Below are 15,516 nucleotides of genomic sequence, written 5' to 3' on the forward strand. Positions count from 1 at the left end.
GATCAAGCGGCTGCGCGGGGCTTGATCAAGCCGCGATTGACGAGCAGCTCGGCAATCTGGATGGCGTTGAGGGCTGCACCCTTGCGCAGGTTGTCGGAGACGACCCACATGTTGAGACCGTTCTCAACCGTCGCATCCTCGCGGATACGGGAAATAAATGTGGCATCTTCTCCGGCGCATTCGACGGGCGTGATGTAGCCGCCGTTTTCATGCTTGTCGATGACAAGGCAGCCCGGAGCCTCGCGCAGGATGTCGCGGGCCTGATCGGCTGTGATCTCGTTCTCGAACTCGATGTTGACGGATTCCGAATGACCAATGAAGACCGGAACGCGCACGGCAGTGCAGGTCACCTTGATCTTCGGATCGAGCATCTTCTTCGTCTCGGCCAGAACCTTCCACTCTTCCTTCGTGTAGCCGTCTTCCATGAAGCTATCGATATGCGGGATGACGTTGAAGGCGATGCGCTTGGTGAACTTCTTCGACTCGACCGGATCGGCGACGAACACGGCGCGGGTCTGCGTGAACAGTTCGTCCATGCCTTCCTTGCCGGCGCCGGAAACCGACTGGTAGGTCGAGACGACGACGCGCTTGATCTTGGCGACATCATGCAGCGGCTTCAGAGCTACGACGAGCTGGGCGGTCGAGCAGTTCGGATTGGCGATGATGTTGCGCTTCTTGAAATCGACGATGGCGTCCGGATTGACTTCCGGAACGATCAGCGGAACGTCCGAATCGTAACGCCAGGCCGAGGAGTTGTCGATGACGACGCAGCCCTGCGCGCCGATCTTCGGCGACCACTTCTGGGAGATGGTGCCACCGGCCGACATCAGGCAAATGTCCGTGTCGGAGAAATCGTAATTGTCGAGGTTGGAAACCTTCAGGACCTTGTCACCGAAGGAGACTTCCGTGCCCTGCGAGCGCGCCGAGGCAAGTGCCACGACTTCCGATGCCGGAAAGCCGCGCTCGGAGAGGATGTTCAGCATTTCGCGCCCGACATTGCCGGTTGCGCCTACGACTGCAATCTTGAAACCCATGTCTATGCTCTCTTTCTGTCTCTCCTCGGGTGGTGAGGGGGAAGCTCGCGACGGGTGCGCAACCTTCCTTGTCCCCGGCCGTGCCGGGGAGAGAGCGGTGGCCGAAGACGTCAGACGGTTTTCGTCGTCGTTTTGGCCTTGGTCGTGGATGCAAGAGAAAGGCATGCGCCACCGGCAGCAGACTGCTGCAGGGGGTGGAAGACCGCAAAGGGTTGCCCGAAAGCGTGCATGGACCGAATTCCTCTTCGCGGCGAGGGATTACAAGGTTTTCAGCGCGAGTCAAGCCGACACACCCGCCGCTTCGGCGAAAAGCGAAGGTGTTGGGATCGATCGCAGTGTCACCGTTACACTCCGGCGCTTGTCTCGCCTGTCAGCACGTGGATAAACAAGCAGGTTGACCGGAGTAGTTGCATGAATCTCGAAATTCGCGACCTGATCCCTGACGACCTTCCGCAGGTGACTGCAATCTACGCAGACGCCGTGGTCAACGGAACCGCAAGCTATGAGCTCGTTTCGCCCGATCTCGAAGAGATGTCGGGGAGATTTGCCGCCCTCAAGGCCAAGGGCTATCCCTATCTCGCGGCGGTCGATGAAAAGGGATTGCTTGCAGGCTATGCCTATGCATCGGCCTTCAGAACCCGTCCGGCCTATCGATGGCTCGTCGAAGATTCCATCTATATCGCCCCTTCGGCTCGCGGTCGCGGTGTCGGGAAGGCTCTGCTGAGAGAACTGCTGATACGGTGCGAGGCGCTGGGTTTTCGCCAGATGATCGCGGTCATCGGCGGTGCGAGCGAGGCGTCCATGGCGGTGCATCGCAGTTGTGGCTTCGAACCCGCCGGACGCCTGGTCGGAACCGGCTTCAAGCATGGCCTGTGGCTCGATACGGTCTTCATGCAGAAGGTGCTGGGCGAGGGGAATTCGACCATGCCCGATCTGTCCAGCTATCCCGGCACGATGCCTTGATCGTCAGTCGAGGGCTTTCAACGCCTTGTCAAAAATCTTGAGGACCTGGCGAAGGTCGTGGCCGCGCTTCAGGATCCGGCCATCCGTTGCGATAACCGAAAATGCGCCCTGCTTGGCCGCAAGCTTCGGATTCTTTTCGATGCGGTAGAGCGGATATTCGCCTGACCTTTTGAAGACGGAAAAGACGGCTCGATCCTTGAGGTGATCGATCGCATAGTCGCGCCATTCACCCTCCCCGACCATGCGGCCATAGATCCAGAGGATCGCGTCCAGTTCGCGGCGATGGAACGTGACGGGAAGAGGGTCGAAGGATTGCCTGTATATGCCGAGATCGACTACGCCGGTGGCGCTTTTCTCGGCTCCCTCGTCTTCACGGCGCTGCCCTTCCGGCTGCTCTGTCATCAATGCTCCATGAGCTGCGATTCATGACGGCTGGGTGACAGTGTGCCTGACATGCCCGAAATTGCAAGCTTATCGGGGTCCCGCGACCATGGTCTCACCGTCCCCTGCTCAGGAATCGACTGAGCAGCAGCTCACGCAGCCGTGCGGCGATCGGCGACAGACGTTTGCCGCTCAGGGTGATCAGATGATAGGGCGTCACTTCGATTGGCGTATCGAGTTTCAGCGTGGTCAGGTCGCCGACGGGCGTCTGTCGACAGAGAAGATCGGCGACTTCACGCGACATGGGAGCGATCGCGTTGGACGAGGCGAGCATCGCGATCATGACCAGAAGAGATGTGGTGTTGACAATGTTGCGCGGAATGGGGGCGCCTTCTTCGATGAAGACATTCTCCACCGCCTGGCGCAGGGGGGTGCCGGGCGCCTGCATGACCCAGGGGAAATGGGCCATGTCCGAGATGTTGAGCCGGTCCACGTTGACCAGCGGATGAATGCGGTGCACGACGATCTCCACCTCTTCCATGGTCGCGCCGTCGACATGGAACTGTCGCGCGTCGATGCCGGCCGGGATGCGCCCGAGAACGAAGTCGTACTGGCCTGACAGAAGATCGCGGATCATCTCGCCGCTCGGTGCAACGTCGACATGTATGTCGACGGTGGAGGCTTCAGCCTTCAACGCGCGGATGGCGGGCACAACGTAACCGACCGCTCCGCCGGTGACGGCGCCGATCCTGACCTTGCCTGTCAGCCCGCGCTGGATGGCTTCCACCTCGCGGGCGGCTTCGCGCATTTCCTCCAGTACGTTCTGTGCACGGCGAGCAAGCGCACTGCCGACAGCTGTCGGCTCCATGCCTTTGGGCGTGCGGACGAAGATCGGTGACCCGACATAGCGTTCGATTTCGCCCAACATGCGGGAAGCCGCAGGCTGCGTCAGCGCAAGCTCCTGAGCGGCCAAGCTTAATTGCCCGAGCTCCGCGATCGAGCGGATGAGGTTCAGATGCTTTGGTTGCAATCGGTGGACATGAATTTCGGCCATAAAGGACATATCAACCATGGTATGCAGAAAGTCAAAATAATCATTTGATCGGTATATTGGCCACGATAAGACTCGCCACGGAGCTGGGGGCTGCCGCGTCAGCCGCTCGTTCTTGTTTCAGCGAGTGCCAGGAGGAGCTTGGCCTCGCACGGTATGACCAGGGAGGTTACCATGAAGAAACTTGGCGCCCTGATTGCGTCGCTCGCAATCGGCATCGCATCATTCGCGCCCGCGTCCTTCGCACAGGACAAGGGCATGGTCGGCATTTCGATGCCGACGAAGACGTCGACCCGCTGGATCTCCGATGGCGAGACCATGGAAAAGCTGTTCCAGGACGCTGGCTACACGCCGGACCTGCAGTTCGCTGACGACGACATTCCGAACCAGCTGGCCCAGATCGAAAACATGGTCACCAAGGGTGCCAAGGTTCTCGTGATCGGCGCCATCGACGGCACCACGCTCTCCGACATCCTGCAGAAGGCCGCCGATGCCGGCGTCAAGGTCATCGCTTATGACCGCCTGATCCGTGACTCGGGCAATGTCGACTACTACGCCACCTTCGACAACTTCCAGGTCGGCGTTCTCCAGGCAACCAGCCTCGTTGATGGCCTCAAGGCCAAGTTCCCGGACACCAAGCCGTGGAACGTCGAACTCTTCGGCGGTTCGCCTGACGACAACAACGCCTTCTTCTTCTACGACGGCGCCATGTCGGTTCTGCAGCCGCTCATCGACAGCGGCGACATCGTGATCAAGTCCGGCCAGCAGGGCATGGACCAGGTCGGTACGCTGCGTTGGGACGGCACCGTTGCCCAGGCTCGTATGGAAAACCTGCTGTCCTCGACCTACACCGAAGACAAGCTGCATGGCGCTCTGTCTCCTTATGACGGCCTCTCGATCGGCATCCTGTCTGCTCTCAAGGGCGTAGGCTACGGTTCGGGCGACATGGCGATGCCGGTTGTCACCGGTCAGGACGCCGAGCTGCCCTCGATCAAGTCGATGCTTGCCGACGAGCAGTACTCGACCGTCTTCAAGGACACCCGCGAACTCGCCAAGGTTGCCGTCTCGATGGTCGAAGCCATCATGGAAGGCAAGGAGCCCGAGATCAACGACAACGAGACCTACAACAATGGTGTTAAGGTCGTTCCGTCCTACCTGCTGAAGCCTGTCGCTCTCGACAAGTCGAATGCCAAGGACGTTCTCGTCGGCGCCGGTTACTACACCGCCGATCAGATCGACAACTGATCCTTCGGATCGCATCCGGGTCCGCGATCCGTCGCGGACCCCTTTTCTATACGCATTGAGGGAGCTCGCGCCTCCGGCTCGATCCAGATAGGATCGCTGGCTTGGTGCAGGAATTCTGTACATGGACAACATCATTCTCGAGATGCGCGGCATCACAAAGACATTCCCCGGCGTGAAAGCGCTGGACAATGTCAGCTTCAAGGTGCGCGAGGGGGAGATCCACGCGCTGGTCGGCGAAAATGGCGCCGGCAAGTCCACGCTGATGAAGGTCCTGAGCGGCGTCTATCCTGCGGGCACCTATGACGGCGATATCTATTACGACGGCGAAGTCCGTCGCTTCGGCCGTATTTCCGACAGCGAGGAACTCGGCATCATCATCATTCACCAGGAACTGGCACTCGTGCCGCTCCTGTCGATCGCCGAAAACATCTTTCTCGGCAACGAGATCGCCGACAAGGGCGTGATCCACTGGCCCCAGACCTTCGCGCGGACGAAAGAGTTGCTGGCGAAGGTTGGCCTGAAGGATTCTCCTTCCACCCGCATAACCGACATCGGTGTCGGCAAGCAGCAGCTGGTCGAAATCGCCAAGGCGCTGTCGAAGAAGGTCCGGTTGCTCATCCTCGACGAGCCGACCGCTTCTCTCAATGAAACGGATTCGGACGCGCTGCTGACGCTTCTGATGGAATTCCGCAAGCAGGGGATGACCTCGATCATCATCTCCCACAAGCTCAACGAGATCCGCAAGGTCGCCGACAAGATCACCATCATTCGTGACGGTGGCACTGTCGAAACGCTCGACTGTCACACGCAGGAAATCACCGAAGACCGGATCATCAAGGGGATGGTCGGCCGTGACATGGAAGACCGTTATCCGAAGCGCGATCCGAAAATCGGCGACATGCTTCTCGAAGTGAAGAACTGGAACGTCTTCCACCAGAACCACCGTGATCGTCAGTTCCTGCACGATATTGCCTTCAACGTTCGGGCGGGTGAGGTCGTCGGTATCGCCGGGCTCATGGGCGCCGGCCGCACCGAGACGGCGATGAGCATCTTCGGCAAGTCCTGGGGTCACAAGATCACCGGTGACGTCTGGATGCATGGCAAGCCGGTCGACGTCTCGACGATCCCGAAGGCGATCGATGCCGGACTTGCCTACGTGACCGAAGACCGCAAGCATCTCGGTCTGGTCCTTCAGAACAACATCAAGGAAAACACCACGCTCGCCAATCTCGACGGCGTTTCCAGCGGCACCGTCATCGACGATCGCAAGGAAGCCAAGGTGGCGGCCGACTATCGTCAGAAGCTTCGGATCCGCTCACATTCGATCTATCAGGAAGCCGTCAACTTGTCCGGCGGCAACCAGCAGAAGGTCGTGCTGTCGAAGTGGTTGTTCACCAACCCCGAGATCCTGATCCTCGACGAGCCGACCCGCGGCATCGACGTTGGCGCAAAATTCGAAATCTACACCATCATCAACCAGCTTGCCGCCGAAGGTAAGGGCATTCTGATGATCTCATCGGAAATGCCGGAACTGCTCGGCACCTGCGACCGCATCTACGTCATGAACGAAGGTCGCATCGTCGCGGAACTGTCCAAGGAAGAAGCAAGCCAAGAGTCCATCATGCGTGCCATCATGCGCTCTGGGGAGAAACACTAATGGCCATCGACACAAGAACCGAAACCCCCAAGGTCTCCGTGGGCGACTATCTGCGCAACAACATCCGCGAATACGGACTGCTGCTTGCACTCGTCGTCATCATGTTGCTGTTCCAGTTCCTGACCGACGGCGTTCTCTTCCGCCCGGTCAACATCACCAACCTGGTGCTGCAGAACTCGTTCATCGTCATCATGGCGCTCGGCATGTTGCTGATCATCGTGGCGGGGCATATCGATCTGTCGGTCGGCTCGATTGTCGCCTTCATCGGCGGCATATCGGCGATCATGCTGGTCAAATGGGGCTGGCATTTCTCCCTCGTCGTTCCGCTGTGTCTGATGCTCGGCGGCATCATGGGTGCCGCCCAGGGCTACTGGGTCGCCTATCAGAAGATCCCGTCCTTCATCGTGACGCTCGCCGGCATGCTGGTGTTCCGCGGTCTGACCTATGTGGTCCTGCAGGGACGCCCGATCGGTCCGTTCCCGAAGGAATTTACGCTGCTGTCGACCGGCTTCATCCCGGATTTCATGCCGCTGACGGATGTTGCGACGACGGGTATCGCCAACCATGTCGCGATCATCGTGGTCGTGCTGCTCGTTGCTCTCGCCATCTTTAACGGCATGAAGCACCGTCGCCTGAACGAAGAGCATGGCACGGAAAACGAACCCTTCGTCTTCTTCGCCGTGCAGATGGGCATCATCAGCGTTGTCGCGATCTTCCTCGGCTATCAGCTGGCGACCTATCGCGGTCTGCCGAACGTGCTCGTCGTCATGGGCATTCTGATTGCCCTCTATTCCTTCGTCACCACCCGCACGACCATTGGCCGTCGCATCTATGCGCTGGGCGGCAACGAGAAGGCCGCAAAGCTCTCCGGCATCAATACCGAACGCCTGGTGTTCCTGACCTTCGTCAACATGGGCGTTCTCGCAGCGCTCGCCGGCATGATCATTGCGGCGCGCCTCAATTCGGCGACGCCGAAAGCCGGTGTCGGCTTCGAACTCGACGTCATCGCGGCCTGCTTCATCGGCGGTGCTTCTGCATCCGGCGGCGTGGGCAAGATTACCGGTGCTGTCATCGGCGCCCTGATCATGGGTGTCATGAACAACGGCATGTCGATCATGGGTATCGGCATTGACTACCAGCAGCTCATCAAGGGCCTCGTGCTTTTGGCTGCTGTCTTCTTCGACGTTTACAACAAGAACAAAGCAGTCTGAGGATAGGCTTATGTTTCTCTCGCAATTGAAGGCTGGCGGCATCATTTGCCGCCAGGGTGAGGCTGCGCGCCTTGTCCCTGGATTTAACTCCACATACGAACTGGCCAAGGCGGCGATAGCCGCCGGGACCTCCGTGGCCGCCCTGATCGAAAAGCAGGGCCAAGGCGACACCGTCGACCTCGTCGCGCTTGCGGCCGAAGGCAAGCTCGATTGCCCGGTCCGTCATCCGGATCCGGCCCACATGTACCTGACCGGTACGGGTCTCACCCATACGGGTTCGGCATCTGCGCGAGACAACATGCATGCGGACACCGCCGGCATGAGCGACTCGATGAAGATGTTCCGCATGGGTCTGGAAGGCGGCAAGCCGAAGCCCGGCGAAACCGGCGTACAGCCCGAGTGGTTCTACAAGGGCAACGGTTTCAACGCTGTCGCACCCGGCGACGACCTCGTGTCGCCATCGTTCGCTCTCGATGGTGGTGAAGAACCCGAGATGGCCGGTTATTACATCATCGGCGACGATGGCACCGCGCATCGCCTGGGCTTCTCCGTCGCTAACGAATTTTCCGACCACGTGACCGAGAAGATCAACTATCTCTTCCTCGCCCACTCCAAGCTGCGTCCGGCCTCCTTTGGTCCGGAACTGCGCGTCGGCGCCCTACCTGACCACGTCGAAGGTACCTCGCGCATCGTGCGCGGTGGCCAGACCGTATGGGAGAAGCCGTTCCTCTCGGGTGAGGCAAACATGTCGCACACGATCGCGAACCTTGAATACCACCATTTCAAGTATGCGCTCTTCTGCCAGCCCGGCGACCTTCACATCCACATGTACGGCACGGCCACGCTTTCGGTCGCTGACGGGTTCGTCACGCAGGAAGGTGACGTGTTTGAAATCGAGTCGCCGCAATTCGGTCTTCCGCTGCGCAATCGCCTGGCAAAGGCTGCTGCAGAGACCGTCAAGGTGAAGATGCTCTGAGCGGATCGGCCCTCCGACCCGCCCATTCAACAGAGACAGGACGATAGCCATGAGCAAGTTCAAACCGGCGGCCTGGCCGCGCCAACTGAGATCGCAGCACTGGTATGGCGGCACGTCGCGTGACACCATCTACCACCGTGGCTGGATGAAGAACCAGGGTCACCCGCACGACCTGTTCGACGGTCGTCCCGTCATCGGTATTCTGAACACCTGGTCCGACCTCACCCCCTGCAATGGCCATCTGCGCGAATTGGCCGAAAAGGTGAAGGCCGGCGTTTGGGAAGCCGGCGGCTTCCCGGTCGAGATCCCGGTTTTCTCGGCGTCGGAAAATACCTTCCGCCCGACGGCCATGATGTATCGCAACCTTGCGGCGCTCGCCGTCGAGGAAGCCATGCGCGCGCAGCCGATCGATGGTGCGGTCCTGCTAGTCGGCTGTGACAAGACCACGCCGTCGCTGGTGATGGCTGCCGCTTCCACCGACCTTCCGTCGATCGTCGTGACTGGCGGTCCGATGCTGAACGGCTATTTCCGTGGTGAGCGCGTCGGATCCGGCACCCACCTCTGGAAGTTCTCCGAAGCCGTGAAGGCCGGCGAGATGACCCAGGAAGAATTCGTCGAAGCGGAAGCTTCGATGTCGCGTTCCAGTGGTACCTGCAACACCATGGGCACCGCCTCGACCATGGCCTCCATGGTTGAAGCGCTCGGCATGGCTCTGTCCGGCAATGCCGCGATCCCGGCCGTCGACAGCCGCCGCAAGGTGATGGCGCAGCTTTCGGGTCGTCGCATCGTGCAGATGGTCAAGGATGATCTGAAGCCTTCCGACATCATGACCAAGGAAGCCTTCGAAAACGCGATCCGCGTCAATGGCGCGATCGGTGGATCGACCAATGCCGTCATCCACATGCTCGCCATGGCGGGCCGTGTCGGCATCGATCTCACCCTCGACGACTGGGATCGCCTGGGCCGTGACGTACCGATGATCGTGAACCTCATGCCGTCGGGCAAATATCTGATGGAAGAGTTCTTCTATGCCGGTGGCCTGCCTGTCGTCATCAAGATGCTCGGTGAAGCCGGCAAGCTTCACAAGGACGCACTGACTGTCTCTGGCGAAAACATCTGGGACGAGGTCAAGGATGTCCGCAACTGGAACGAGGACGTCATCCTGCCGGTCGACAAGGCGCTGACCCAGCAGGGCGGTATCGTCGTCCTGCGTGGAAATCTCGCACCCAAGGGCTGCGTGCTGAAGCCGTCGGCTGCCTCTCAGCATCTGATGAAGCATCGCGGCCGTGCCGTGGTCTTCGAAGACATCGATGACTACAAGGCGAAAATCAACGACGAGGCGCTCGATATCGACGAAACCTGCGTCATGGTCCTCAAATACTGTGGTCCGCGTGGTTATCCGGGCATGGCCGAGGTCGGCAACATGGGCCTGCCGCCGAAAGTCCTGCGCAAGGGGATCACCGACATGGTCCGCATCTCCGATGCGCGCATGTCCGGTACCGCCTACGGCACTGTCCTGTTGCACACCTCGCCGGAAGCGGCGCGTGGTGGTCCGCTCGCGATCGTCAAGAACGGTGACTTCATCGAAGTCGATGTCGAAGCCCGTCGGGTGCATCTCGACATCTCGGACGAGGAAATGCAGCGGCGTCTGGCCGAATGGCGCCCGCCGGTCGAGCCGCCGGCCAGTGGTTATGCCAAGCTCTTCCACGATCACGTCGAGGGTGCCGATACCGGAGCAGACTTCGACTTCCTGAAGGGTTGCCGCGGTTCGCCGGTCGGCAAGGACGCACACTGAGGGATATCAAGATGGCAGAACGTATCCCGCTGGCGCTGGTCGGCATCGGCAAGATTGCCCGCGACCAACATATTCCGTCGATCGCAGGCGGTGACGACTTTGTCGTTGCCGTCGGCGTCAGCCGGCATGGCAAAGTCGACGGTGCGGAAAACTTCACCGATTTCGATGAGTTTCTCGCAGCGCGCCCGGATATCAAGGTCGTATCGCTCTGCACGCCGCCTGAAGTCCGCTTCGACATGGCAAAGGCTGCGATTGCTGCCGGTCGCCATGTGCTGATGGAAAAGCCGCCTGCAACCACACTCGGCGAAGCGGAGGCCCTTTCGGAGCTTGCCGCCAAGGCTGGCGTCACCTTGTTTGCCACCTGGCATTCGCGCTTTGCGCTCGGTGTTGAGCCTGCGAAGCAGTGGCTCGCAGACAAGGTCATCCAGTCGATCTCGATCGTCTGGAAGGAAGACGTGCGTCGCTGGCATCCCGGCCAGGCCTGGATCTGGGAACCGGGCGGCTTCGGCGTCTTCGATCCCGGTATCAACGCGCTTTCCATTCTGACCGAGATCGTCCCCGGGCATATCATGGTCGAGAAGTCGGTTCTTGAATTCCCTGAAAACAAGAAGCAGCCGATCGCCGCTTCCATCGCCATGCGGACCGTCGAAGGCGCGCCGGTTACGGCCGAATTCGACTGGCGACAGGAAGGCCCGCAGACGTGGGACATCACAGTCCAGACGAATGCCGGCGAGTTGCGTCTTTCAAAGGGCGGCTCGGAACTCTATATCGGGGGTAAGGAACAGGCGTCCGGCCCGGACCGCGAATATGCTGGAATCTACGAACGCTTCGCCCACCTCATCCGCTCCCGCCAGAGCGACACCGACTATCAGCCGCTGCGCATCGTGGCGGATTCGTTCCTTTGCGGGGAACGAAAAGTCGTCGCTCACTTCGAAGACTGACATCAAAAGGAGGCCCATCCCATGGCCTATACACCGACTGGAAAACACCTGATCGCCGGCAACTGGGTTGCCAGCACGGATACTTTCACCTCGTCGCCTGCCACGGGCTCCTCCCACACGTTTTCGAAGGGCACGCCTGCCCTGGTCGATCAGGCGGTCAAGGCCGCCGAAGAGGCCTTCGAAACCTATGCCTATTCGACGCGCGAAGAACGGGCCGCCTTCCTCGATGCCATCGCTGAGGAGATTGATGCACGCGGCGACGCGATCACCGAGATTGGCTCCCAGGAAACCGGCCTGCCGGAAGCCCGCCTGATCGGTGAGCGCGGCCGTACCACCGGCCAGCTTCGCCTGTTTGCCGCCCATATCCGCAAGGGTGATTATCTCGACCGCCGTCACGATGAAGCCCTGCCCGACCGCAAGCCGCTTCCGCGTGCGGACCTCAGAATGGTCCAGCGCCCGATCGGCCCGGTTGCCGTCTTCGGTGCCTCAAACTTTCCGCTTGCCTTCTCGACGGCTGGTGGTGATACGGCTGCAGCCCTCGCTGCCGGCTGCCCCGTCGTGGTCAAGGCGCATGATGCCCATCCGGGCACGGGTGAAATCGTGGCGTCTGCAATCGATGCTGCCATCAAGCGTTGTGGCGTGCATCCGGGCGTTTTCTCGCTCGTGCATGGCGGCAGCCGCGATGTCGGTCAGGCACTGGTCCAGCATCCGCTGATCAAGGCGGTCGGTTTCACCGGTTCGCTCGGTGGTGGTCGCGCACTCTTCGATCTCTGCGCCCAGCGCCCTGAACCGATCCCGTTCTTCGGCGAGCTCGGCTCGGTCAACCCGATGTTCATGTTGCCGAAGGCTGTTGCCACCCGTGGCGAAGCCATCGCCAAGGGCTGGGTCGGTTCGCTGACCATGGGTGCCGGCCAGTTCTGCACCAATCCGGGCATCGTTGTGCTGCTCAAGGGCGCCGACGCCGACAAGTTCGTCGAGACGGCAACCGAGGCCCTTTCGGGTGTCGGACCGCAGACCATGCTGACCGACGGAATCGCCAAGGCCTATCGTGACGGTGCCACTCGCATCGCTGGCACCGAGGGCGTGCGCTCAGTACTCACCTCGACCTGCGACCTGCGCAATGCCACCCCTTACCTGTTCCAGACCACCGCAAAGGACTGGCTCGACAATCACGTCCTCGGCGAGGAAGTCTTCGGACCGCTCGGTCTGATCGTCATCGCGGAAAGCGAAGACGAAATGGTTGCCATGGCCCGCAGCCTTTCCGGCCAGTTGACGGCATCTCTGCATGTTGACGCCGGTGACGAAGCGCTTGGCAAGCGGTTGATGCCGATCCTGGAGCGCAAGGCTGGCCGCGTGCTCGCCAACGGCTTCCCGACTGGTGTCGAAGTGGCCAACTCGATGGTCCACGGCGGCCCCTACCCGGCTTCCACGAACTTTGGCGCGACCTCGGTCGGTACGCTGTCGATCCGTCGCTTCCTGCGGCCGGTCTGCTACCAGGACATCCCGGCGGCGCTTCTGCCGACCGATCTCGCCTGAGGACATCCCGTGACTGCATCAGCCTTTGCCGCGCTCGTCGATTGGGGCACCAGCAACCTGCGTATCTGGCTCGTTGACAGCCAGGGCGCGGTCCTTGGTGAAAGGCAGTCACCCGAGGGAATGGGCAGCCTGGATAAGGCTGCCTATCCTACCGTGCTGGAAGGGCATCTTTCCGCACTCGGCGCGCCATCGGATCTCCCGGTGGTGGTCGCCGGCATGGCCGGTGCCCGCACCGGCTGGCGGGAAGCGCCCTATGTGGAAACGCCAGCACCCCTGGTCGGCCTGTTCCAGCATGCGGTCCAGCCGGAGGGCGTCAATCGCCCGGTCTATATCCTGCCTGGCGTCTGCCAGCGCGAGGGCGGTGCCTTTGACGTCATGCGCGGCGAGGAAACGCAGTTGGCCGGTGCCCTGGAGCAGGGCCTCGACAATGCCCTCTTCTGCCTGCCTGGAACCCATTCCAAATGGGCCTTGGTCGAGAACGGTCAGGTGAAACGCTTCTCGACCGTCATGACCGGTGAGCTGTTCAATCTGATTAGCCGGCAATCGATCCTGCGGCTTTCCGTTCCGGAAGACGGTGATGCGGAAGCCGATCCCGACATTTTCGACGCTGCTGTTGATCAGGCGCTGCAGCCAGGGTTTGCGCTGACCTCCGTGCTGTTTTCGATCCGTGCCGAAAGCCTGCTTGCTGGCCAAGGCGCAAAGGTCAATCCGGCAGCTCGTCTTTCTGGCCTTCTCATCGGTGCCGAGATCGCTGCCATCCGCGATGACCTTCTGCGCCACGGAAAGGCCTATCTGATCGGTACGGGCAAGTTAACTCGTCTTTATGCGCGCGCCATCACCAAGGCCGGCGGTGAGCCTGTACTGCTTGATGGCGGCCTGCTGGTACGCCGTGGCCTGCTCGCCTCGGCGCTTTCGCTTTTCGATCATGAATTCAAGGACTGAACGATGACTGCCTCCGTTGCCTGGCCCGCCCTTCGCCGCAACCTCGTTGCCATCCTGCGCGGCATCAAGCCGACCGAGATCGAGGCAACCGTCGATGTTCTCATCGAGGCTGGCTTCGAAGCGATCGAAGTGCCGCTGAATTCCCCTGATCCCTTCGTCTCGATCGAAAAGGCGCGCAAGCGCGCTCCCGCAAACGTGCTGATCGGCGCCGGCACCGTGCTCGAGGTTGCCCAGGTCGATCGCCTTCATGACGTCGGCGGAAATCTGCTCGTCACCCCGAATGTCGAACCCGACGTTATCAGGCGTGCCGTCGCCCATGGAATGGTCGCAATGCCGGGCGTGTTCACGCCGACCGAAGCGCTTCTCGCTGCCAAGTGTGGTGCTGCTGCGCTGAAGTTCTTCCCGGCAAGCGTTCTCGGACCAGGCGGTATTTCGGCGATCAAGGCCATCCTGCCACCGAATCTGCCGATCGGCGCGGTCGGCGGTGTTTCCGATTCCAACTTTGCCGATTACTGGAAAGTCGGCGTTCGTGCCTTCGGTCTTGGCTCCAGCCTGTACAAGCCGGGCGACGATGCCAAGCTGATTGGCGAGCGTGCGGCTAAAAGCGTGGAGGCCTACGACGCCCTGCAGGGCTAAGTGGGAACGACCTTATCTGCATTAAGAGCCCGTCCGCCTGCCGGACGGGCTTTTTTCGTTTCAACTTATGAATATCGCGTGTGACCGATATCACGCGTCAAATCAGATAAACGTGCAGCTGCCCAAATTTGAACATACCTGCGCCGCTTTTTGCGATATAGTATAACTAACTTGGTTGGCGCGGTGCGCCAAAAGGTCCGGTCTGGCGCATTGACCCCTTACCCCCAGCCCCCCAATGCTTCCGGGCCGGACCACACCAGGTTGTTTTCCCTCACAGCGTATTCGGCTTCACCATCATCATCGTCGCACCGACGATATGGGAGGGGTTTCCTTTTTCATCTGCCGTTTGCAGCAGGATCGCACAGCCGTCGCTCTTGTCGTCGCCCATGCGTCTGGCGGGCAGCGTGATGTCCAGGGGCTTCCCGTCCCACATGCCGACAGTCTGCACATCGGTCACGCTGTGCCAGTAGTCCAGGTTCTGTCCGGTGTTTTCACCCTTCAGGACCTCGACGGTCTGATGCTGGCGGAAGTAAACGACGACAACATTGGCCTTGCCGCGTCCGGCACCCACCGAAATCGTCAGTTGGTCGTCGTGCCGCGAGGCGCGGATGGGCACAAGCAGGCCCTTGCCGGCAGACTGGAGCTTCTGGAGGCGGCGGTCGATATCCGTTGCGTCGGTACCCTTCAGGTGCTCCCGACCGTTGAGAACCGCTTGGGGCGTGTAAACGCCGCTTCGGCCAAAGGCCTTCGCATAGGCATATTGCCGCTCGGTGTTCTCGGGCGTGGCAAGCGTATCGGCCCAACCGAGATAATTCCAGTAATCGACGTGATAGGAGAGTGCCACCACCTCGCCCTGGCGGACCAGTTTCTCGAAGGCGCGATCGGCAGGTGGGCATGAACGGCAGCCCTGCGAGGTGAAGAGCTCGACGACACCCTTAGGTTCGACAAATTCCTCGGCCGTACCTTGCCCCGGAAAGAGGAACAGGCTTGCGGCGGCGAGGGCCACCATTGCCCATGCCGTGACCCATGCCGTTGTCTTGTCAGAATTCTTGTGCCGCATGCTATCGAGATGCCTTCACTTGAGTGCAGCACTGATAGCGCCAAGAGCGCCATGCGGGAAGTCACGATGGGGTGAAACTTTCGGCACC

At 60.6% G+C, this 15,516-nt stretch carries 14 protein-coding genes; 10 read left to right on the forward strand and 4 right to left on the reverse strand.

From position 1 onward, the window contains the following. Positions 1-2 precede the first annotated feature (2 nt). Entirely contained in the window at positions 3-1,034 is a 1,032-nt protein-coding gene (locus tag SJY08_RS19220; RefSeq protein WP_054150039.1) for an aspartate-semialdehyde dehydrogenase, read from the reverse strand. A 411-nt stretch (positions 1,035-1,445) separates the two neighbouring features. Between SJY08_RS19220 and SJY08_RS19225 the strand changes: the two genes are divergently transcribed. Then, positions 1,446-1,997 carry a GNAT family N-acetyltransferase gene (locus SJY08_RS19225; RefSeq protein ID WP_377277645.1) on the forward strand — a complete coding sequence of 184 codons (552 nt, stop codon included), beginning with the start codon at positions 1,446-1,448 and terminating at the stop codon, positions 1,995-1,997. Between the two features lie 3 nt (positions 1,998-2,000). On the opposite strand, the gene SJY08_RS19230 is transcribed toward SJY08_RS19225, so the two are convergent. Then, positions 2,001-2,399 (reverse strand): DUF2794 domain-containing protein, encoded by a 399-nt coding sequence (locus SJY08_RS19230; RefSeq protein WP_377277647.1) that lies wholly within the window; start codon positions 2,397-2,399, stop codon positions 2,001-2,003. Positions 2,400-2,493: 94 nt separating this feature from the next. Then, positions 2,494-3,450: a LysR family transcriptional regulator gene (locus SJY08_RS19235; RefSeq protein ID WP_377277649.1), complete on the reverse strand. Its 957-nt coding sequence runs from the start codon at positions 3,448-3,450 to the stop codon at positions 2,494-2,496. Between the two features lie 153 nt (positions 3,451-3,603). Here SJY08_RS19235 and chvE point away from each other — a divergent pair, with 153 nt between their 5' ends. The 9 genes from chvE (at position 3,604) to SJY08_RS19280 (ending at position 14,368) form a co-directional block, all read left to right on the forward strand. After that, the gene (chvE, locus tag SJY08_RS19240; RefSeq protein WP_054150043.1) at positions 3,604-4,674 is read left to right on the forward strand and encodes a multiple monosaccharide ABC transporter substrate-binding protein; all 1,071 of its coding nucleotides are present in this window, start codon (positions 3,604-3,606) and stop codon (positions 4,672-4,674) included. Positions 4,675-4,795: 121 nt separating this feature from the next. Further along, positions 4,796-6,331 (forward strand): multiple monosaccharide ABC transporter ATP-binding protein, encoded by a 1,536-nt coding sequence (gene mmsA, locus SJY08_RS19245; protein WP_054150044.1) that lies wholly within the window; start codon positions 4,796-4,798, stop codon positions 6,329-6,331. Beyond that, positions 6,331-7,542, forward strand: a complete 1,212-nt coding sequence (gene mmsB, locus SJY08_RS19250; RefSeq protein WP_054150045.1) for a multiple monosaccharide ABC transporter permease — start codon at positions 6,331-6,333, stop codon at positions 7,540-7,542. Before mmsA ends, mmsB begins: the two co-directional genes overlap by 1 nt. Positions 7,543-7,552: 10 nt before the next feature. Continuing rightward, positions 7,553-8,518: an AraD1 family protein gene (gene araD1, locus SJY08_RS19255; protein ID WP_377277652.1), complete on the forward strand. Its 966-nt coding sequence runs from the start codon at positions 7,553-7,555 to the stop codon at positions 8,516-8,518. A 49-nt stretch (positions 8,519-8,567) separates the two neighbouring features. Then, the gene (araD, locus tag SJY08_RS19260) at positions 8,568-10,313 is read left to right on the forward strand and encodes an L-arabinonate dehydratase (protein ID WP_054150047.1); all 1,746 of its coding nucleotides are present in this window, start codon (positions 8,568-8,570) and stop codon (positions 10,311-10,313) included. Between the two features lie 11 nt (positions 10,314-10,324). Next, positions 10,325-11,254, forward strand: coding sequence for a Gfo/Idh/MocA family protein (locus SJY08_RS19265; RefSeq protein ID WP_069042756.1), 930 nt, complete (start codon positions 10,325-10,327; stop codon positions 11,252-11,254). 21 nt (positions 11,255-11,275) lie between these two features. After that, positions 11,276-12,790, forward strand: coding sequence for an aldehyde dehydrogenase (NADP(+)) (locus SJY08_RS19270; protein ID WP_377277655.1), 1,515 nt, complete (start codon positions 11,276-11,278; stop codon positions 12,788-12,790). A gap of 9 nt (positions 12,791-12,799) precedes the next feature. Then, entirely contained in the window at positions 12,800-13,732 is a 933-nt protein-coding gene (locus tag SJY08_RS19275; protein ID WP_377277657.1) for a 2-dehydro-3-deoxygalactonokinase, read from the forward strand. A 3-nt stretch (positions 13,733-13,735) separates the two neighbouring features. Next, entirely contained in the window at positions 13,736-14,368 is a 633-nt protein-coding gene (locus SJY08_RS19280; protein WP_377277659.1) for a 2-dehydro-3-deoxy-6-phosphogalactonate aldolase, read from the forward strand. 271 nt (positions 14,369-14,639) lie between these two features. Here the strand turns inward: SJY08_RS19280 and SJY08_RS19285 are convergent, their stop codons facing one another. Continuing rightward, on the reverse strand, positions 14,640-15,428 hold the full coding sequence (locus tag SJY08_RS19285) for a thioredoxin family protein (protein WP_054150052.1): 789 nt from the start codon (positions 15,426-15,428) through the stop codon (positions 14,640-14,642). Between the last annotated feature and the right edge of the window lie 88 nt (positions 15,429-15,516).

The sequence above is a fragment of the Rhizobium sp. R86522 genome, from assembly GCF_042466255.1.
GTDB lineage: Bacteria > Pseudomonadota > Alphaproteobacteria > Rhizobiales > Rhizobiaceae > Allorhizobium.